Origin of the sequence: Acidiphilium sp. 34-64-41, assembly GCF_002282635.1 — a bacterium.
In the GTDB taxonomy this organism is placed as follows: Bacteria; Pseudomonadota; Alphaproteobacteria; order Acetobacterales; family Acetobacteraceae; genus Acidiphilium; species Acidiphilium rubrum.
In genome coordinates this window covers 1-19,825 of sequence record NZ_NCJX01000041.1, presented here as the reverse complement: position 1 = coordinate 19,825, position 19,825 = coordinate 1, and the positions used below count along the sequence as shown (strand labels likewise).

The 19,825-nt window shown below is 64.1% G+C and carries 19 protein-coding genes; 13 read left to right on the top strand and 6 right to left on the bottom strand.

Annotation, left to right across the window (positions count from 1 at the left end; genetic code table 11):
* Nucleotides 1–199: 199 nt before the first annotated feature.
* From B7X49_RS10280 to B7X49_RS10270, 3 genes are all read left to right on the top strand, one after another.
* Nucleotides 200–592, top strand: a complete 393-nt coding sequence (locus B7X49_RS10280; protein ID WP_286704758.1) for a DUF4345 domain-containing protein — start codon at nucleotides 200–202, stop codon at nucleotides 590–592.
* A 221-nt stretch (nucleotides 593–813) separates the two neighbouring features.
* Nucleotides 814–1,428, top strand: a complete 615-nt coding sequence (rpsD, locus tag B7X49_RS10275; RefSeq protein ID WP_029311030.1) for a 30S ribosomal protein S4 — start codon at nucleotides 814–816, stop codon at nucleotides 1,426–1,428.
* A gap of 182 nt (nucleotides 1,429–1,610) precedes the next feature.
* Nucleotides 1,611–1,790, top strand: coding sequence for a hypothetical protein (locus tag B7X49_RS10270; protein ID WP_286704757.1), 180 nt, complete (start codon nucleotides 1,611–1,613; stop codon nucleotides 1,788–1,790).
* Nucleotides 1,791–1,793: 3 nt separating this feature from the next.
* Here B7X49_RS10270 and panB read toward each other — a convergent pair whose 3' ends face one another.
* Nucleotides 1,794–2,612 carry a 3-methyl-2-oxobutanoate hydroxymethyltransferase gene (panB, locus tag B7X49_RS10265; protein WP_286704756.1) on the bottom strand — a complete coding sequence of 273 codons (819 nt, stop codon included), beginning with the start codon at nucleotides 2,610–2,612 and terminating at the stop codon, nucleotides 1,794–1,796.
* Nucleotides 2,613–2,647: 35 nt separating this feature from the next.
* Nucleotides 2,648–3,277 carry a carbonic anhydrase gene (locus B7X49_RS10260; RefSeq protein WP_286704755.1) on the bottom strand — a complete coding sequence of 210 codons (630 nt, stop codon included), beginning with the start codon at nucleotides 3,275–3,277 and terminating at the stop codon, nucleotides 2,648–2,650.
* Nucleotides 3,278–3,588: 311 nt separating this feature from the next.
* Between B7X49_RS10260 and B7X49_RS10255 the strand changes: the two genes are divergently transcribed.
* From B7X49_RS10255 to B7X49_RS10230, 6 genes are all read left to right on the top strand, one after another.
* Entirely contained in the window at nucleotides 3,589–4,743 is a 1,155-nt protein-coding gene (locus tag B7X49_RS10255; RefSeq protein ID WP_286704754.1) for an amidohydrolase, read from the top strand.
* Nucleotides 4,740–5,951: a hypothetical protein gene (locus B7X49_RS10250; protein ID WP_286839223.1), complete on the top strand. Its 1,212-nt coding sequence runs from the start codon at nucleotides 4,740–4,742 to the stop codon at nucleotides 5,949–5,951. Before B7X49_RS10255 ends, B7X49_RS10250 begins: the two co-directional genes overlap by 4 nt.
* Before the next feature lie 61 nt (nucleotides 5,952–6,012).
* Complete coding sequence (gene recO / locus B7X49_RS10245) at nucleotides 6,013–6,756, top strand: DNA repair protein RecO (RefSeq protein ID WP_286704751.1); 744 nt, start codon at nucleotides 6,013–6,015, stop codon at nucleotides 6,754–6,756.
* Nucleotides 6,746–8,989, top strand: a complete 2,244-nt coding sequence (parC, locus tag B7X49_RS10240) for a DNA topoisomerase IV subunit A (protein WP_286704750.1) — start codon at nucleotides 6,746–6,748, stop codon at nucleotides 8,987–8,989. Before recO ends, parC begins: the two co-directional genes overlap by 11 nt.
* Entirely contained in the window at nucleotides 8,976–11,051 is a 2,076-nt protein-coding gene (locus B7X49_RS10235; RefSeq protein ID WP_286704749.1) for an FUSC family protein, read from the top strand. The genes parC and B7X49_RS10235 overlap by 14 nt, the downstream gene beginning before the upstream one ends.
* Nucleotides 11,038–11,559: a TIGR00645 family protein gene (locus B7X49_RS10230; protein WP_286704748.1), complete on the top strand. Its 522-nt coding sequence runs from the start codon at nucleotides 11,038–11,040 to the stop codon at nucleotides 11,557–11,559. The genes B7X49_RS10235 and B7X49_RS10230 overlap by 14 nt, the downstream gene beginning before the upstream one ends.
* Here B7X49_RS10230 and B7X49_RS10225 read toward each other — a convergent pair.
* Both B7X49_RS10225 and B7X49_RS10220 read right to left on the bottom strand, forming a co-directional pair.
* Nucleotides 11,550–12,620 carry a DUF563 domain-containing protein gene (locus B7X49_RS10225; protein ID WP_286704747.1) on the bottom strand — a complete coding sequence of 357 codons (1,071 nt, stop codon included), beginning with the start codon at nucleotides 12,618–12,620 and terminating at the stop codon, nucleotides 11,550–11,552. The two genes, B7X49_RS10230 and B7X49_RS10225, sit on opposite strands and share 10 nt — an antisense overlap.
* A gap of 191 nt (nucleotides 12,621–12,811) precedes the next feature.
* Nucleotides 12,812–14,323, bottom strand: coding sequence for a leucyl aminopeptidase (locus tag B7X49_RS10220; RefSeq protein WP_286704746.1), 1,512 nt, complete (start codon nucleotides 14,321–14,323; stop codon nucleotides 12,812–12,814).
* Between the two features lie 92 nt (nucleotides 14,324–14,415).
* Here B7X49_RS10220 and cysQ point away from each other — a divergent pair, with 92 nt between their 5' ends.
* On the top strand, nucleotides 14,416–15,177 hold the full coding sequence (cysQ, locus tag B7X49_RS10215; RefSeq protein WP_286704745.1) for a 3'(2'),5'-bisphosphate nucleotidase CysQ: 762 nt from the start codon (nucleotides 14,416–14,418) through the stop codon (nucleotides 15,175–15,177).
* 40 nt (nucleotides 15,178–15,217) lie between these two features.
* Here the strand turns inward: cysQ and soxR are convergent, their stop codons facing one another.
* Entirely contained in the window at nucleotides 15,218–15,688 is a 471-nt protein-coding gene (soxR, locus tag B7X49_RS10210; RefSeq protein WP_286704744.1) for a redox-sensitive transcriptional activator SoxR, read from the bottom strand.
* A gap of 95 nt (nucleotides 15,689–15,783) precedes the next feature.
* Here soxR and B7X49_RS10205 point away from each other — a divergent pair, with 95 nt between their 5' ends.
* Nucleotides 15,784–16,161 carry a VOC family protein gene (locus tag B7X49_RS10205; protein ID WP_286704743.1) on the top strand — a complete coding sequence of 126 codons (378 nt, stop codon included), beginning with the start codon at nucleotides 15,784–15,786 and terminating at the stop codon, nucleotides 16,159–16,161.
* Between the two features lie 81 nt (nucleotides 16,162–16,242).
* Here B7X49_RS10205 and B7X49_RS10200 read toward each other — a convergent pair whose 3' ends face one another.
* Nucleotides 16,243–17,427, bottom strand: a complete 1,185-nt coding sequence (locus tag B7X49_RS10200) for an alanine--glyoxylate aminotransferase family protein (RefSeq protein ID WP_286704742.1) — start codon at nucleotides 17,425–17,427, stop codon at nucleotides 16,243–16,245.
* A 656-nt stretch (nucleotides 17,428–18,083) separates the two neighbouring features.
* On the opposite strand from B7X49_RS10200, the gene B7X49_RS10195 reads away from it, so the two are divergent.
* Both B7X49_RS10195 and B7X49_RS10190 read left to right on the top strand, forming a co-directional pair.
* Nucleotides 18,084–18,419 (top strand): helix-turn-helix domain-containing protein, encoded by a 336-nt coding sequence (locus B7X49_RS10195; protein WP_010185539.1) that lies wholly within the window; start codon nucleotides 18,084–18,086, stop codon nucleotides 18,417–18,419.
* On the top strand, nucleotides 18,412–19,659 hold the full coding sequence (locus tag B7X49_RS10190) for a type II toxin-antitoxin system HipA family toxin (RefSeq protein WP_286704741.1): 1,248 nt from the start codon (nucleotides 18,412–18,414) through the stop codon (nucleotides 19,657–19,659). The genes B7X49_RS10195 and B7X49_RS10190 overlap by 8 nt, the downstream gene beginning before the upstream one ends.
* The last annotated feature ends 166 nt before the right edge of the window (nucleotides 19,660–19,825 follow it).

Sequence of the window (19,825 nt, the reverse complement as noted above, 5' to 3'; positions counted from 1 at the left end):
GGGGAAAAGCCAGTTCGTCACGCTGGTGAATGTCAATGGCCGCCATGGCGGGGGCCACTAGCCCTAGTGGGTGTCTGAGTCAACCGGATAGGCACGCTTTTTTGTTCACAAAAAAGAAGACCTTGCTTTGACTTGTCTGTGCTTGATGGCGATGGAGCCCCGCGCTTGTTTCGCGCCGGCGAAAGCGTATCTGGGAGCGATGACATCAAAGCTGACGCGCCGGAATTTGCAGATTGCCATTGCCGTTGCGGGGATCGTACCGGTGGGGGCGGGGTTGGGCGGGATTCTGCTCGGCACCAATTTTGCGGGTGATCCGCAATCGCTGCCTGATCTGACCAGCATGTATGTGTATCTTTCGGGCTTGCTACTCGCGATCGGGCTGATTTTCTATGCCAGTATTCCACATATCGAGCGCCATACCGCGCGGGTGCGGTTGTTGACGCTGATTGTGGCGATCGGCGGGCTGGCGCGGTTGGCGGGGATTTTTCTGCATGGGATTCCGGGGCCTTCGATGTTTTTCGGGCTGTTCATGGAGTTGGTTGTGACGCCGTTTCTGTGCTGGTGGCAGTCGCGGATTGCCGTTTCGGGGTGATTTCGCGCCGTCGTCGGCCGGATTGGCACGGGCGGGGCGGGTGAAATTTGACATTGGGGCGCGGTTTGCCTAACCACCGGCGCATTGCTGGGAACGTGGACGCATCCCCCATTTCGGTGGTGGTCGGTGTGCGCCCGTTTTGTCGCGCTTGCGGGCGAGGCGGAACCTACCGGTGCAACATGAGGCGAAATTTCGCCCGATAACGAAGGAGTACGGCGCGCATGACCAAGCGTACCGAAAGTAAATACAAGATTAACCGCCGCCTCGGGGTGAACCTGTGGGGCCGCGCGAAATCACCGATCAACAAGCGCGACTACGGTCCCGGCCAGCATGGCCAGCGGCGCAAGAAGCCGTCGGATTTCGGCGTGCAGCTGATGGCCAAGCAGAAACTGCGTGGCTATTACGGCAATATCGGCGAGAAGCAGTTCTATAAATATTATGAGGAGGCGGTGCGCCGCCGTGGCGACACCTCGGAGAATCTGATCGAATTGCTGGAGCGCCGGCTGGATGCGGTGATCTATCGCATGAAATTCGCGATCACGCCGTTTGCGGCGCGCCAGTTCGTCAGCCATGGCCATGTGCTGGTCAACGGCAAGCGGGTGAACATCGCTTCGTACCAGGTGCGCGATGACGACACGATCGAGGTGCGCGAGAAATCGAAGCAGCTCGCCGTGGTGCTCGATGCGACGCAGAGTGCCGAGCGCGATGTGCCGGAATATATGGAAGTCGATCATCGCGCGATGAAGGGACGGTTTACCCGCGCGCCGAAGCTGGCCGATGTGCCCTATCCGGTGCAGATGGAACCGAATCTGGTGGTCGAATTCTACTCGCGTTGATCTGACATTATCTGTTGGTTGAAAACCGGCTTCGCGCTTGTGCGCGGGGCCGGTTTTTTTGTGCCCGGTGCGGTTTGGCTTGTCGTTAAATTCGGCTCATTTCGCCGATTGGGCATTGTTTGGTGCGTTTGATCCGGCAGAATGGTTCGGTCGACGGAGATTTTGTTTCAGGGAGATCAAGCATGACACATTCGATGATCGCGAGACCGCTGCGCGCCATGATGATGCTGGCCGCGGCGTTTGTGATGGCCAGCGCGCTTTCGGGATGCATTGTGCTTGGGGGCGGTTCGCCGCCTTCGAAGACCTATATCGTGGTGCCGCCTGGTTCTTCCACGCCGAATGCGCCGCCGGCGAGCCAGTAGGGCTCAGCCGGGCGGCGGAAACGCCTGGGTGCGGACTTCATCGGCGTAGCGGCCGATGGCGTCACGCATCAGGCTCGCGCCATCGAGATAGGTGCGCGCGAAGCCGGGCACGTAGCCGCCGGACAGGCCGAGCACGTCGTGCAGGACCAGGATTTGCGCATCGGTGCCGGGACCGGCACCGATGCCGATGGTGGGGACTGTGAGCGTTTTGGTGATTTCGGTGGCAAGCGGGGCGGGGATCGCTTCCATCAGCACCATCCGCGCGCCGGCTTCGGCCAGAGCCTGGGCATCGGCCAGCAGGAGCGCCGCGGCGTCGGCGGTTTTGCCCTGTTTTTTGAACCCACCGAGTTGGCGGACATGTTGGGGCGTCAGGCCGATATGGGCGCAGACCGGGATGGCGCGGGCCGAGAGGAACGCCACGGTTTCGACCATCGGTGCGCCGCCTTCGAGCTTGATGATGTCCGCCCCGGCCTTGACCAGCAGGGCGGCGCTGGCGAAAGCCTGGGCGGGGCTTGCTTCGAAGCTGCCGAACGGCAGGTCGGCCATGATGAGGCAGGCTTGTGCGGCGCGGGCGACCATTTCGGTGTGGTAGAGCATGTGCTCGAGGCTGACGCGCAGCGTATCGCGCCCACCCTGTATGGTCATGCCCAGGGAATCGCCGATCAGGATGCCATCGATGCCGGCCTGTTCGGCGAGTTTGGCGAAGGGGTGATCGTAGGCGGTGATCAGGACGCGTTTGGTTTGACTGCGCTTCGCGCGATCCCAACTGGTGAGCGATTTGCGGTCCGGCGCCGGTTCGGCGCGGGGCGGGATACTGTCCATGGGCTTGGGTTCCTCGTGTCGGCTTTGGCGGGAGCTTAGCCCACCGGCGCGGGTTCCGCGATGATCGTTTCGGCATCTGCGGTGATCTGGCGGAGGGTGCCGTTCGCGACGTCGAAATAAAACCCGAGCAGTTTGAGGGTGCCGGCGGCGCAGGCGGCGGCGATCCATGGAAAGCTCATGAGGTTTTCGAGTGAGACGCGCACGCTTTCGATCTCGGCGCGGCGTTGCGCATGGATCGGGTCGGCGGCGAGCAGCATGGCGCGCTGGCGGGCGGGCTGGGCGATGCGGACCCAGTTGGCGACGAAATCGCGCGCTTCGGGGGGTGGATCGTTCATCAGCGCATGGATGCCGCCACAGGAGCTATGGCCGATGACGGCGATGCGCTGGACCTTCAAGACGCGGACCGCGAATTCGAGTGCTGCGGAGGTGCCGTGGTTTGCCATGTCCGGCGCGTAGGGCGGGACGAGATTAGCGATGTTGCGGACGACGAACATGTCGCCGGGCCGGGAATTGAAGATCATTTCGAGCGGCACGCGGGAATCGCAGCAGCCGATGGCCATTGTGTGCGGCTGCTGACCGTTGCGCGCCAGGGCTTCGAGCGCTTCGCGTTGCTGCGGCCACTGCGAGGTGCGGAACCGCTGGTAGCCTTCGATCAATTCATCCATGGTTTTTCCTCCGGGTCGATCGGGGCATGGTAGCAATGCTGCTGCACTGCGGCAAACTGCGCGTGGGAGCGGGAAAGGGAGGCAAGGAGAGTCTTCTTTTTTGTGAACAAAAAAGAAGCAAAAAAAACTTTGTTCGGTTAGGCCCATGCCGGTTTAAATGCCCGTGCCCCAGGGGCGGAAAGTTTTTTGCTTCTTTTTTACAAAAAAGAAGCGCTACCCCTCCCTTTCGCTGCCCATTTCCACGGCACAATCCGCCCTTGCCGTCGGCCCGATGCGGCGCTTATCATCGATGATTAACGATAGGTGTGTGAATGCCCGATTCAATCGCTGACTCCCTTGCCCCGAAAATGACCGCGTGGCGGCATCATTTGCATCAGAATCCTGAATTGTCGCTGCACGAGGCGAAGACGGCGGCTTTTGTGTGTGAGACGCTGACCGAGCTTGGCATCCGGTTCGAATCCGGCGTCGGCGGGCATGGCGTGGTTGCGACGATCCGGCGGGGTGGCAACCGCAGCGTGGGATTGCGGGCGGATATGGATGCGCTGCCGATCATCGAGGCGACCGGATTGCCCTATGCGTCGCGGACACCGGGCGTGATGCATGCGTGCGGGCATGATGGTCACACCGCATCACTGCTGGGTGCGGCGATGATGTTGCGGGACGATCCTGACTGGTCCGGCACGGTGCATTTCGTGTTTCAGCCGGCCGAGGAAGGGTATGGCGGCGCGCGGGCGATGCTGGCGGATGGTATGCTGAGCCGGTTTCCGATGGAGCGGATCTTTGGTTATCACAACTGGCCGGGGCTGGAAGCCGGGACCGTGATGATCCCCGATGGGCCGATGATGGCGCAAGGCGAGCGGTTGGGTATTACCATCCATGGCCATGCCGGGCATGCGGCGATGCCGCATCTGACCGCCGACCCGGTGCTGGCGGCGGGGCATGTGATTGTGGCGCTGCAGTCGGTCGTGTCGCGCAGTGTCAATCCGCTGGAGGCTGCGGTGGTTTCGATCTGCGTGATGCAGGGGGCGGAGGCGGAGAATCAGATTCCCGATGTGGTGACGTTGCGCGGGACGTTTCGCGCGTTGATCCCGGAGGTGTTCGATCTGGTTGCCGGGCGGATTCGTGACGTGGCAACCCATACCGCGGCGGCGCTGGGATGCCGGGCCGAGGTGGTGTTCGAGCGGACCGTGGCGGCGACGATCAATCACAAGGACGAGGCTGAACTGGCGCGGGCGGCGGCGGCCGGGATCGGGCTGCCGGTGCGCCAGGATTTGCCGCCGACCATGGCGAGCGAGGATTTCGGCTGGTTTTTGCGGGAAATTCCCGGTGCCTATGCGTGGATCGGCAATGGGCCGGCGGCGGAGGGCGCGTTTCTGCACAACCAGTTCTATAATTTCAACGACACGATCCTGCCGGTTGCCGCGCAATATTTGGCGGCGACGGCCAAGGCGGCGCTCGGCGGATGAGTGTGGCGGCGTGGTCGGCGCCGATTGCGACGGCTGAGCGGCAGGCGATGGCGCGGGCGATGGCGGGTATTGCGGCCCCGGCCGATGCGGTGCTGGCGGATGATCCTGTGGCGGTGGTCGAGGCGGCATGCCGCGATCGGGTCGGGTTGGTGACGGTGACCTGGCCGGGGGTTTCGGGGCCGTTATGGGTACGGGCCGGCACGGCGGATGTGGGTGATCTGATTGGTGCGATGCGCGATACCGCGGGAGCGCTCGTGTTGCCGTTCGTGCCGCGCCGGATCATCGAGATCGGCGCGGGGGCGGGGTATCGGACGGTGGCGATGGCGGTGGCGTTTGCCGAGGCGACGATTGCGAGCGTCGAGCCGATTCCGGCCGAGGCGCGGCTGCACGCGCTGAATACACTGGCATGGCGGCAAATTATCGGGGTGCGGGCGGCGGTTGCCGAGACGGTGACGCGCTTCGGACTGGGCCGCGCGGCGGAGACCGGGCGGATGGTGCTGCTGCCAGCGGTGGATGGGCCGATCGGGGGGATGACGTTGGCCGCGCTGATCCAGCAGCTTGGCTGGGATGGGGTCGATCTGCTCGTGGTCGATCCGGTTTCGTGCCCCGATCTGGCTCAGATGGGGATGGCGGTGGCGCGGGCGCGGGTGGTCGCGGTGCGGCGGCCGGGGCCGGATCTAGGTGAGGCGCTGGCTGGGACTCATGCGCGGGAGTCATCGAGCGATTGGGATTTGTATGTCCGGCACGCGGGCGCGGTGCCGGGCGGGCCGGTGCGGCGGGATTTCGTGTTCGATGTCGGTGGTGCGGTCGCGGTTTGCCGGCGGGTTGATGTGATGGATGCGCCATGGGCGTATTTTCCGATCGGCGATACCGGGTTCCGGTTGCATCCGAATGCACCGGGAATGGCGGCTGCACGATTGATTGTGCAGCATTTTATGGTGGGACGGACGGCGTTTGAGGTGCGGGTGCGGCTCAATCACGTAGCGGCGAATCCGGTGCGGTTTCGCGTGGTGATCCGGGCGGCGGAGAGCGGACGGGTGGTCCATCAGGCGGAGATTGTGCTGGGTGCGGCGGAATCACGGTTGTGGCGCTTCGATGTTCCGCTGTTTTTCGGCGAGGCTGCAATCGAGTTTGCGACCGAAATGGCTGACGGCGGCAGCAACGGCCATGCCTGGGCAGAACTCCTCGACCCGGTCTTTTACGAATGAAAGTTTATTGGTTCTTTTATACAAAAAAGAACCCTTCCTTAACCTTTAGATTCTATCCCGTATGGAATGGTCAGACCCCGCAATCATCCTGAGCCTGGCGCCGTATGGGGAGGGGGATCAGCGCGCGATCGTGCTGACCGAGGCGAACGGCGCGTGGCATGGGCTGGCGCGCGGCGGTGCCTCACGCAGGGGTGCGCCGGTCTGGCAGGAGGGCAATCTGATCGCGGCGCGGTGGGTGGCGCGCCTGCCGGAGCAACTCGGTACGCTGACCGGGGAGTTGGTGCACCCCGCAGCGGCGCTGGCGATGAACGATGCGATGGCTTTGGCGGTGCTGCGCGCGGCCTGCGCGGTGGCGGCGGGGGCGTTGCCGGAGCGCGCGGCGCATCCGGCCGCGTTTCTGGGGCTCGCGCGGTTGATGGCGGGGATCGGCATTGCCGGCGCGGCCCTGCCGGCTTTGGTGGGGTTCGAGGTCGAACTCCTCAGGGAGCTGGGCTATGGGCTTGATTTTACGGCATGTGCGGTGAGCGGGGTGCGCGAGGATCTGGCCTATGTTTCGCCGCGCACCGGGCGGGCGGTTTCGCGTGCGGCAGCGGGGGTGTGGGCGGAGCGGCTGTTGCGGCTGCCGGGGTTTCTGGTGGGCGATGATGCGGCCGATCTGCCGGCGTGCCGCGACGGGCTGGCGCTGACCGGGCATTTTCTGGCGCGCGATGCGTTCGGCGCGCGGCATGCGCCGCTTCCCTCGGCGCGGGTCGCCCTCTATGACCTCGTGACACGACGGATAAACGGAGAGACACATGCCGGATGACCTGACCGGAACCATCCAGGACACGCCACTGGCGACGGCGCTGTCGGAGCGGTATCTGGCCTATGCGCTCTCGACCATTATGTCGCGCTCATTGCCGGATGTGCGCGACGGGCTGAAGCCGGTGCATCGGCGGCTGATTTTCGCGATGCGGCAACTCAAGCTTGACCCTGGTTCGGGCTTCAAGAAATGCGCCCGCGTGGTGGGCGATGTGATGGGCAAGTTCCATCCGCATGGCGATATGTCGATCTACGAGGCGCTGGTACGGTTGGCGCAGGATTTCGCGTCGCGCTATCCGCTGATCGAGGGCCAGGGCAATTTCGGCAATATCGACGGCGATAACGCGGCGGCGATGCGTTACACCGAAAGCCGGATGACCGAAATCGCCGCCGCGCTGCTCGACGGCATCGATGAGGATACGGTCGATTTCCGTCCGACCTATGATAATGAGGATTCCGAACCGATCGTGCTGCCCGGCGCGTTTCCGAACCTGCTCGCCAATGGCGCGGCAGGGATTGCGGTGGGGATGGCGACCTCGATTCCGCCGCATAATGCCGGGGAGTTGTGCGAGGCCGCGATCCATTTGATCCGCAATCCGGGGACTGAGACGGCAAAGCTGCTCGATTTCGTGCGCGGGCCGGATTTTCCGACCGGGGGGGAACTGGTCGAGGACCGGGAGACGCTGCGGCTGGCGTATGAGACCGGGCGCGGCTCGCTGCGGGTGCGGGCGCGGTGGAGCCGATCCGACCTGAAGGGTGGGATGTGGCAGATCGTGGTGACCGAGATTCCGTATCAGGTGCAGAAATCGCGCCTGATCGAGCAGGCGGCGGAATTGCTGGCCGAGAAGAAACTGCCGCTGCTGGGGGATATTCGCGATGAAAGCACCGAGCATGTGCGGATCGTGCTGGAGCCGAAATCGCGCACCGTCGATCCTGATATGCTGATGGCGAGCGTGTTTCGTGCGACCGCGCTCGAGACGCGGTTTTCGATGAACATGAACGTGCTGGATGCAGACCGCACGCCGCGGGTGATGAACCTGGCGGAGATGCTGCAGGCCTGGCTCGATCATCGGCATATCGTGCTGCAGCGCCGCTCGCGCCACCGGCTGGCGGCGATTGCGCGGCGGCTGGAGATTCTGGAAGGCTATATCACGGCGTTTCTCAATCTGGACGAGGTGATCCGGATTATCCGCACCGAGGATGAGCCCAAGCCTGCGCTCATCGCGGCGTTTTCGCTGACCGATGTGCAGGCCGAGGCGGTTTTGAATATGCGGCTCCGCAGCCTGCGCAAGCTCGAGGAGATGGAACTGCGCCGCGAGCACAAGACGCTGAGTGCCGAGCAGAAGGCGCTCAACGCGATGCTCGATGATCCGGCGAAGCGCTGGGCGCGGATCGAGGCGGAGATCGAGGCGACGCGACAGAAATTCGGCGCCGGGCCGCTCGGGGCGCGGCGGACCAGCATCGGCGGGGCACCGAACGTGATCGAGGTTACGGCGGAGGCGTTCATCGAGCGCGAGCCACTGACCGTGATTTTGTCCGACAAGGGCTGGGTGCGGGCGCTGAAGGGCCATGCGGTGGCCGATGCGGAGTTGAAGTTCAAGGAGGGCGATCGGCTCAAGACGCTGCTGCGTTGTTCGAGCGTGGATCGGATTGCGGTGTTTGCCACCAACGGACGGGTTTATACCGTGCGGGCGGCGGATTTGCCGCGCGGGCGGGGCGATGGCCAGGCGATTCGCCTGCTGATCGAAATGGGCAACGAGGACGAGGTTGCGAGCCTGTTCGTGGCCGATGCTGCGGCGCGCTACCTGGTTGCGAACGATCAGGGGCGCGGGTTTATCGTCGCGGGAAGCGAACTGGTCGCCGAGAAGCGCACCGGCAAGCAGATTTTGACGGTCAAGCCCGGCGAAGAGGCGAAATTCTGTTTGCCGGTCGGCGGGGATCATCTGGCGGTGATCGGTGAGAACCGGAAACTGCTGGTATTTCCGCTGGATCAAATTCCCGAAATGGCGCGCGGTGCCGGGGTGATTTTGCAGAAATACAAGGATGGCGGGCTGGCGGATGCCAAGAGTTTCACGTTGGCCGAGGGGTTGACCTGGCGGTTGGGTGACAAGACCCGCACTGAGACCCGGCTCGCCGAGTGGCTCGGCGCGCGCGGCCAGGCCGGGCGGTTGCCGCCGAGCGGCTTTCCGCGCACGGGCGTGTTCGGCGCGAGCGTGCCGGGCGATGGGGCAGGCTAGCGCTGCGATTGCGTCGGCCGACCGGGCGGGTCTGCCGGCTCTGGGTGGGCTTGCGCTGAATTTTCGGGCGATTTCGCTGCTCGAAGGGGTGCGCGCGGCGATTGCGGTGGCTGGCACCATGGCGGTTGGTTCGTTGCTCGGGCTGCCGCAACTGGGGCTGGCTGCGTTGGGCGCGCTGCTCGCCTGTTTTGCCGATCCGGGCGGGCCGGTGCGGGCGCGGCTGCCGCCGATGCTGGTGTTCGGCGTGCTGGGTGCACTGTGTTTTTCGATATTCGGGCTGATCCTGGCGCGCAGCCCGGCGCTCGCGATCCTGACGGCTGGGGTTACGATTTTTGCGTGCAGTTTTGCCCGGATTTATGGGCAGAGCGGTATGCAGACCGGCAATTTGGTGTCGGTCGCGACCGTGTTGTCGCTCGATGCGCCGATCCGGTCGGTCATGGCGGCGGTGCCGCCGGGCTTGGCGTTCTGGGCCGGTGCGGCGGGTGCGGCGCTGCTGACGTTGGCCTTGTGGCGGATCCGTCCGTTTCATCCGGCGCGGATGGCGCTTGCGGATCTGGCGCTGGCGCTCTCGTCGCTGGCGCGGGATCTGGTGGATCTGGCCAATGAACCCAAGCCGGACGAGGATGGGTTCGATCTGCACGCGCGCGGTCATCGACGGGCGGTGCGTGAGGCGATCGAACGGGCGCGGGGAGTGACGCTTGCGACGATCAGGCGGCGTGGCGCGGCGAGCCTGCGGGCGAATGCGATCGCGCTGCGGCTGGCAACGTTCGATCAGATGTTCGGCGCGATGATTGCGGTGGGGGAGGCGATGGCGGCCGACCCTGGCGGCGCGCCGGCATCGCGCCAGGCGCTGCGTGATCTGGCGCCGTTGCTGGCGGCGCTGGCACCGGCGATCGAGGCGGATCGGTCGCTGGATACCCCCCCGATTCGTGAGGCGCTGCGGCGGTTGCGCGATGATATTGGTGCAATCGGCGAGGAGGCACCGATCCGCCGGTTGCTCGATGCGGTGGCGGATCGGCTTTCGGTGATCGTGACGGTATCGAACGCGCCGGGACCTTCGCCGGTGGCGGATGGCGCGGCGATCGATTGGCGGGGGATGATCTTCGGGCCGATCCGCGCCAATTGGACGCTGGAATCGGTGCCGCTGCGCCACGCGCTGCGGACTGCGATGGTAACCACGCCGGTACTCGGGTTCGTGCAATGGCTAGGCAACCCGTTCGGGCACTGGCTGGCGATTACCGTGATTTTCGTGTTGCAGCCGCATTTTTCGGCGACCTGGGTGCGCGCTCTGGAACGCGTGGGCGGGACGGCGGCGGGCGGTGTGCTGGCCGCGCTGATCGGGCTGGTGTGTCACACGAGGCTGGAACTGGCTTTGGCGATGATCCCGCTCGCGCTGGTGGCGTTTGCGATCCGGGGGGTGAATTTCAGCGCCTACACCGCGGTGCTGACGCCGATGATCGTGCTGCTGATTGAACAGATTTCGCCGGGGACGAACCAATGGACCATTGCCTTGTCGCGGGTGGGCTTCACCCTCGCTGGTGGTGTGCTCGCGGTGGCGGCCAACCTCGTCTTGTGGCCGAGTTTCGAAGGAAACCGGCTTGGCGCGGCGCGGGATGCGGCAATTGCGGCGCATCGGGATTATCTGGCGGCGAGTTTTGCTTATCTGGTCGATGGCGGGGCACTGCCGGAGGCGGCGCGGCGGCAGGCGGGGCTGGCCAGCAATAATCTGGAAGCCTCGGTCTCGCGCGCGCTGATGGAGCCGCACCGGGGGCATGATCCGCTGCTGCGCTCGGCGCTGGTGGTCGATGCGGCGCTACGGCGGACCGCCGGGCGGCTGGCGATGCTCAACCTCGATCCGCTGCCAGATGCCGGTGAGGCGGCATTGTGGAAGCGCTGGCGCGATTGGTTGGACGCCGCGCTAGACCCCGCGCGCGGGCCAACGCCGCCGACGCCGCAGGCGGTGCAGCGGCCGGCATCGGCCGAGAGTTTGCGCCGGCTGGCGCGGCAGGCGGAACTGGTGTTCGAGGCGATCAAACCGGAGGTGTCCGATGAGCGGGAATGAGGCGAAACCCTCGCGTATCGTATCGATCATCGAGGCGCTGCTGTTCGGCGGGCGATGGCTGCTGGCACCGCTGTATCTGGCGATGGTCGTACTGCTCGCCCTGCTGGTGGTGCGGTTTATCATCGAGATGGTGCACGCCGTGCCGCAACTGCCAACCATGGATGAAACCCATGTGATCATGACCACGCTGTCGCTGATCGACCTGTCGCTCACGGCCAATCTGGTCGTGCTTGTGATTTTGACCGGGTATGAGAATTTCGTGGCACGGATCACGCTCGCCGAAGGCGATCGGCGACCGGAGTGGATGGGCAATATCGATTTTTCCGGGCTCAAACTCAAACTGATGGGATCGATCACCGCCATCGCCGCCGTGCATGTGCTGCGGGTGTTTCTCGAAGTGCGGACCGAGCCGGATCGGGTGGTGATGTATCAGGGCGGGCTGATGCTCGCCTTCGTCATTACCGGGTTGCTGCTGGCGCTGACCGATAGGGTCGCCGGTCATGGATAGGCGATCAGGCGCTCCACGAAACGGGTGAACAGGTCGGGGTCGGCCTGGAAGACGTGCGGCTCGATCTCGCTGATCCCCTCGGTCAGATAGGCGATCCCCTGGCCGCGCAGCGCGGCGATGGCGGATTGGTCCGGCGCGGGAAAGCGGATCATGCCGGAGATGGCCCCGCGCGGGGCGAACAGCGCATTGTGCATGCCCGAACCGGCCTGGCCGAGAATGATGTTTGCCTGCGCGAACAGCCCGACCTGCTCGGCAAAGGACAGGCGCTCCGGCCGGACGATGCGAAAGCCGAACCGCGTGGCGGCGACATCGGCGAGCGCCGCCTCGTTCGCGAGACGCCGACGCGGCGCCGCCGGGTTGGCGAAATCGCCGCGGGCGACGAACAGACGCGGCGCAGGTTCCGCCGGCTGCTGGCCAACGCCGGACGCGAAAGCATCGATCAGCGGCGATACCAGCGGGTGATACCCTTCCGCCCGCGTCAGCAAAGGCAGGAGCAGCGCCTGATCGAGGTCGAGCCGCTCATGCGCGGAATCGAACCAGATCGCGCGGGCCGGATCGATGCCGCAGTGGCGCTCCAGAATTTCGATCAGCCAGCCGGACATCTGACGGTCCAGCACCGGCAACGCCGTGCCGAGCAAGGCGGGAAACCGCTGGGCCAGTAACAGCTTCGGCAGCATCTCGATCAGGAAATGGCCGTAGACCTGCACCCCCCAGCCATGAAACACCAGCCCGAGCCGCCGCTCACGCCGCACCGGCAACGCCAGCGCCGCCGGCAGCATCGTCGAACCGGGACGGTCAAGCTCAGGACGCACATAAATCGGCATGATCGCATTGTCGTCGAGCAGCCGGTCGCCAGACCAGATGAGGCCCGGCCCACCCAAGGTAACCGGCATCGGCCCCAGCATCGCAACATCAAACGGCGCCGGCGCCGGACACTCGCTATGATAACGCCGGTAATAATCCGAGATGAACGCCGGATCTCCGATCGCCACGGCCGGCAAAGCCGCCGGTGCCCGCGCCGCCGCCAGGCGCACCCGTCCGACGCCGGACGCTACGAGCATGTAATGCCGGAGCCTTTAGAACCCGCTATCTTTAGGAATGGGGAGGGCGGCCGCGGGATCGGGGGCGGCGATTGCCGGGACGCCCTCCCCATTCCTAAAACTAATGGATTCCAAAGGCTCTGCCTTTGGCGCGGTCCAGGGGCAGAGCCCCTGGCCTTCCTTCTGCCAGCACTCACCCCAGTTCTTCGGGGTTACTGTTCGTAATGGGCGGCGACGAGGCGGTCGAGCAGGCGGACGCCGTAGCCGGTGGCGCCTTTCGGGGCGACGGCGCCGTCTTTGCTGGCCCAGGCCATCCCGGCGATATCGAGATGGGCCCAGGGGGTTTTATTGACGAAGCGCTGGAGGAACTGGGCGGCGGTGATGGCGCCGCCGGCGCGGCCGTTGCCGAGGTTTTTCATGTCCGCGATGTCGCAGTTGATTTGCTTATCGTAAGCATCGGCAAGGGGCATGCGCCAGACGGTCTCGCCGGTGTATGTGCCGGCTTCGATCAGGTGGTTGGCAAGATCGTCGTTATTGGCGAACAGTCCGGCGTTTTCGTGGCCCAGGGCGACGATGATGGCGCCGGTGAGGGTAGCGAGGTCGACCATGAAGCGCGGTTTGAAGCGGTTCTGGGCGTACCAGAGCACATCGGCCAGGACGAGGCGGCCTTCGGCGTCGGTGTTGAGGACTTCGATGGTCTGGCCGGAGGCGGATTTGACGATATCGCCCGGGCGTTGGGCGGTGCCGGACGGCATGTTTTCGACCAGCCCGACCAGGCCGACGGCATCGACGCGGGCTTTACGGCCGGCGAGGGCGGCCATCAGGCCGATGACGGTGCCGGCGCCCGCCATGTCCCATTTCATGTCTTCCATGCCGGCGGCGGGTTTGATGGAGATGCCGCCGGTGTCGAAGGTGACGCCTTTGCCGACGAAGACAACCGGGTCTTTCGGGGTGGGTTTGGTTTTTTTGCCGGATTTGCCGGTGGGTTCGGGTTCGGACGCGCCGAGCCATTGCATGACGACCATGCGGGGTTCGCAGGCGCTGCCCATGGCGACGCCGAGCAGGGCGCCGAAGCCGAGTTTTTCCATATCGCGCCGGTCGAAGATTTCGACTTTGACGCCGAGGGATTTGAGCGATTTGGCGCGGTCGGCCATTTCCTCGGGGGTGAGGATGTTGGCGGGTTCGGAAACCAGGTCGCGCGTGAGTTCGACGCCAGCGGCGAGGGCGGCAAGCGGCGCGTAGGCGGTGCGGGCGGCGGCGGAATCGTCGGACAGGACGGTGAGATCGGCCAGTTTGGGCTTTTGTTCGTCTTTCAGCGTGGTGCGGTATTTATCGAACCGGTAGGTACGCAGGCGGGCGCCGAGGGCGGCGTGGGCGAGCATGGGGGCGGCGAGGCCATCGCCGGCGATGGCGGCGGTTTCGTGTTTCATGAGCGCGGCAACGGCACTGGCGCCGGCGGCTTCGGCTTGGTGCGCAGTGAGTTCATCGGATTTGCCGATGCCGATGGCAACAACGCGGTCGAGCCCGGCGCCGGGTGCGAGGAGCACGGCCGACTGGCCGCGCTTGCCTTTGAAGGCGGCGGCGGCGAGGGCGCGGTTGAAGCCGCCGGTGAGGGCGGCGTCGAGCGCGGCGGCGAGGCCGGTATGGGCTTCGTCTTCCCCGAGCAGCAGTGCCAGCGCACCGGATTTCGGGAGGTCCATGCGGCCGAATGTAATATCGATCATGCTGTGCGTTTCATCCCTGGGTGTCATTTCGGATCGGTCGCCATCATGCCCGGCTATTTGCGGTTTTCCAAGCCCGGCGATATGGACCGCGCATGAATGATGTTGATTTGCTTGAGCTTGCGGCCTCGCTGGCCGAGGCCGCGGGGCGTGAAATTCTGGCGGTGCGGGCGGGTGGCTTTACCGTCGATCACAAGGAGGACCACTCGCCGGTGACGCTTGCGGACATGCGGGCGGAGCGGGTGATTGTCGCGGGGCTGCGCGCGGCGGTGCCCGAAATTCCTGTGATTGCCGAGGAGGAAGTGGCGGCGGGCCGGCTGACCGAGCCGGGAGCGCGGTTCTGGCTGGTCGATCCGCTCGACGGCACGCGCGAGTTTGCAGCCGGGCGGGATGAGTTTGCCGTGTGTGTGGGGCTGGTGGTCGAGGGACGGGTGGTGCTGGGTGCGGTCGGCGCACCGGCACAGGGGGCGGTGTATGGCGGCATCGTGGGCGCTGGCGCGTGGCGGCAGGATGCGACGGGGCGGCGGCCGATTGCGGCGCGGCTGCCACCGGAGGCGGGGATTACCGTTTATGCATCGCGCCATTATGCCGATGATCCGCTGCTGGCTGAATATCTGGCGCGGTACAAGGTGGCGCATCTGACCAATATTGGCTCGGCGTTGAAATTCTGCCGGTTGGCCGAGGGTGTTGCCGATTTTTATCCGCGGTTGGGGCGGACGATGGAGTGGGACACCGCGGCCCCGCAGGCGGTGCTGGAGGCGGCCGGTGGACGGGTGGTGACGATGGATGAGCGGCCACTGAGATATGGCAAGGCGGGATTCGAGAATCCGCATTTTCTGTGTTTTGGCGCGGGGTGAGGCGCAGCCTCTGGGCGTTTGGGCGTCGCCGCGATTGCGTTCAATCGGATTCGAAGTCTGACGCCTGGTTGCCGAGGAGGAAACGGGGGCCTGGTCCGGCGCGGGCGGCTCGATCGTTCGGGTTGTAGAGGGCGCAGCGATCGAGCGAGAGGCAACCGCAACCGATGCAGCCGCCGAGCAGTTCGTGGGTTTTTTGCAGCAGCGTGATCTTCGCGGCGAGGGCGGATTGGAATCTGGTGCCGATGGCTTGCCAGTCCGCGGCCGATGGTGCGTGGCCTCGTGGCAATGTGGCGAGTTCGGCTTCGATTTCGCTGATGGTGAGGCCAAGTTGTTGCGCGATCAGGGCGAAGGAGAGGCGCCGGATATCGGCGCGGGCGAAGCGGCGCTGATTACCGGCGCCGCGGGTGGCGGTAACGAGGCCGCGGGTTTCGTAGAAGCGGATTGCGGAGACGGACAGGCCGGTTCTGCGGGCGAGGTCACCGATCGATAGGGTGGCGGCCAGATTTTTCATGAATACCAGGAAAAAATGCTTGATCTCAAGTTAGCTTGAGGTTCTAGACGCTGCAACCGGCGAGCGATTTCCGCCTGAACATTGAGGAGATTGAAATGTCGGCTTTACGGATTGAGCATGTGAATATCACGGTTGCGGACCCTGAGCGCACGGCGCGGCTGATGGCGGCGCTGTTTGACTGGCGGGTTCGGTGGAGCGGTGCCGCACGGAACGGGGGCCATTCGATCCATGTCGGGACGTCGGATCATTATGTGGCGCTCTACAACGGTGGCCAAGCTGCCGAGGTGTTCGCCAAGGGGCGGCCACTGAACCATATTGGCGTGGAGGTTGATGATCTGGCTGATAGCGAAGCGCGGGCGATTGCGGTGGGGTTAACGCCGTTCAGCCATGATGATTATGAGCCAGGGCGGCGGTTCTATTTTTTCGACCCGGATGGAATAGAATATGAGGTGGTGAGTTACGCGGCGCCCTGAGGGCGCCGCTGGCCTCGTTTGAAGAGTTTTTTGCTTCGTTTTTTCAAAAAAGAAGCTCTTCCTTAACCTTGCTGCGTCAGATTATGCGGCGGCGAGATAGTCGATCGCCGCGTTCACGCCGCCATTGGCGTGCGGGACGCCGGCGAGGCGGAGGGAGAGTTCGACGATGGACAGGGTGCCGAGGATCATGGGTTCGTTGAGGTCGCCCATGTGGCCGATGCGGAAGACCTGGCCGCCGAGCGGGTCGAGGCCGCCGCCGAGGGAGACGTTGAAGCGGTCGTAGGCAATTTTGCGAACGGCTTCGGCGTCGTGGCCTTCGGGCATTTTGACGGCGGTGACCGAGTCTGAGCGGCGTTTCGGGTCGCTGCAGAAGAAGGCGACGCCTTGGTTACCGCTCCAGATCGAGACGGCGCGGCGGGTGGCTTCGGCGAGGCGGTGGTGGCGGCGCCAGACGTTTTCGATGCCTTCGGATTCGAGCAGGCGGACGGATTCGACCAAGCCGTAGAAGGGCGGGACAGGGACGGTGCCTACGAAGCTACGGTGGCGACGGGCCATCATTTTGGTCCAGTCGAAATAAAAGCGGTTGAGGGTGGCGGATTTATGGGCTTCGAGCGCTTTTTCGCTGACGGCGGTGAACGCCAGACCTGCGGGCAACATAAGGCCTTTCTGGCTGCCGCCGACGACGGCATCGATCCCCCAATCTTCCATGCGGAACTCGAGCGAGCCGAAGGAGGAGATGGTGTCGACCAGGAACAGGGCGGGGTGCTTGGCGGCATCGATGGCGGCGCGGATGGCGGGCAGGTCGAGCGCCACACCGGTCGAGGTTTCGTTATGAACGATGCAGACCGCTTTGATCTGGTGGGATTTATCAGCGAGAAGGCGTTCGGTGATGGTCGCGGGGTCTGGGCCACGGCGCCAGTCGGTCTCGGGCATTTCGGTGTTCAGGCCGAAGCGTTTGGCCATGGCACCCCAGGTGCGGGAGAAATAGCCGCATTCGGGCATCAGGATACTATCGCCGGGCGAGAACAGGTTCTGGATGGTGGCTTCCCAGGCACCGTGACCGCTGGAGGTGTAGATGAAGACCTCGCCGGTGGTGAACAGAAGGCGTTTAAGGCCGGCGACACCCTGGTCGTAAATGTCGATGAAGTCTTCCGACATGAAATCGACGGTGGGGACATCCATGGCGCGGAGAATGCTGTCGGGGATGTTGGTCGGGCCCGGGTTGGCGAAGAACAGGCGGCCTGGCTTGCGGGGTTTTGAGGTCATGGTGTGTGGTGATCCTGGCGATTGCGGGGTGTTGTTGGTTGCAGTCTGACGTTCACTTGGTTGGACGGCAAGACCTGACGCCGCGGAAACCGCGGTGGCACTCGAGATTAGCGGCAGGCATGCGATTATTGTTGTCGGGGGGCTCGCGGGGGGGGAACTGGCCTGACGGTTCTTCAACACCTTGCGTCAGGACTTTCCTCCCATAATGCGGTAACAGGGCCGGACGGAGCTAGGCAGGATTTCAATACGTCGATCAGATGGCTATCAACACGCCTTACTCCCACTCGATTATCAACTGACATATTAAGCATCTGAATTCATTACGCAAAATATTTTATCGATTTCCGTATACCGTCATATAGACCGTCAAAAGTACCGGCCTTTGAAATCATTGGCTTTTTCTGGCAGATCGCGGAAATTGTGGTTCCGCCATCTATCGGCAGGCGCGGCGGCGACCTCACCCCGAAACTTACCTCAGCCCGCACCGCCGCCTCTACGCCAGACTACGCCGGCCACCATTCAGTCTCCCGGAATTATACCGTCACCGGCCCGGTCCGCCATCCCTTCCCTCAATGGGACAAGCATCGCGCGATGGGCTAGAAAAATTGTAATCTTCGCGCTACATATCTGGCCAATCTGCAGTGCGAAGGTTTCAAATGCCTACACCACATAACCCTCCCGCCGCTGTGCGGCGCGTCCTGCGCAAGCTCGGTGCAGACATCCACGATGCCCGTCGGCGTCGCCGGCTGCCAATGGCTGTCGTCGCAGAGCGCGCCTTCACGTCCCGCTCGACCCTGCAAAAGGTCGAGGCTGGGGATACCAATGTCAGCATCGGCATTTATGCGGGTGTCCTTCAGGCGCTCGGCCTGCTCGACGGTCTGGGCCAGATCGCCGACATCGGCAACGACCCGGTTGGACAAGCGCTGGCCAGCGCGGAACTGCCCAAGCACGTCCATCTCAAGCGAACAGTCGGATCATCTCGCGATGGCTGACTTCGAGGTACATATCGACCTGGATGGACGCACGCGCCCTATCGGACTGGCGAGGAGCAATCGCGTTCGAGGCACGGAGACTATCCTTTTCGAATATGATGGCGCGTGGCTCGCCGATCCAGACCGGTTCTCGCTTGAACCTGCCCTTGCCCTAACCCGCGGCGCCTTCGCCCCTCCTGCCGGACTGGTGACTTTCGGCTCCATCGGAGACTCAGCTCCCGACACATGGGGGCGCCGTCTTATGCAACGGGCCGAGCGCCGCCTTGCCGAACGCGAAGGCCGCGCCGTTCGCACCCTTGCGGAAAGCGACTACCTGCTCGGCGTCGCCGACGAGACCCGCCTAGGCGCCCTCAGATTCCGCTGGGCAGGCGAAGAGACGTTCCAGGCGCCTATCCGCGCCGGCGTCCCCGCCCTGATCGAACTCGGGCGGCTGCTCCAGATCACTGAACGGATCCTCCGGGACGAGGAAACGGACGAGGACCTTCAACTAATCTTCGCCCCCGGCTCTTCCCTCGGCGGCGCCCGGCCGAAAGCATCGGTCATCGACCAGCACGGACATCTCTCCATCGCCAAGTTTCCGAAGGAAACAGACGACTACAGCATGGAGACATGGGAGGAGATCGCGCTGCGGCTGGCCGAGCAGTCCGGTATTACCACGCCGCACCATGAGCTGATCGAGGTCGCCGGCAAGGCGGTGATGTTGTCGCGACGCTTCGATCGCTCCGGCTCGACCCGCATTCCTTTCCTGTCAGCGATGGCGATGATGGGCGCCAAGGACGGTGAGCGCGGCAGCTACCCAGAGATCGTCGACGCTCTTACGCAATATGGCGCGCAGGGGAAGACCGACGCTCATGCCCTCTATCGGCGGGTCGTCTTCAACGTGCTGATTTCCAATGTCGATGACCACCTGCGCAACCATGGCTTCCTTTGGCTCGGCAAGGCGGGATGGTCTCTCTCTCCCGCCTACGACCTCAACCCTGTGCCCACCGACCTCAAAGCGCGTGTGCTGACGACGAACATCGACCTGGACGAGGGCACCTGCTCGCTCGACCTGCTTGAGGCGGCTTCGGAGTTCTTTGGCCTCACACTGCAGCAGGCCCGCGTAATCATCAAAGAGGTCGCGACCGTGACCGCGACGTGGCGTGAAACCGCCAAGGCCGCCGGCGCCCGCTCTGCAGAAATTACACGGATGGCCAGCGCCTTCGAGCACGATGATCTCAAGCGGGCTCTGGCGCTATGAAGGCAGCAACAAGATCGCCGACACACTTTGCGAGCTGGCCAAAAGCGATCGATACAGCTTTAGAAAAAGTAAGCGTCCGGTCTCGATCGTGTAGCGATCTGATCTCAAGCGGTTTAGCTGGACTCCTTCTGGAGGCTCATAAGGAGGCGGCTGGTGGAGGGAGAGA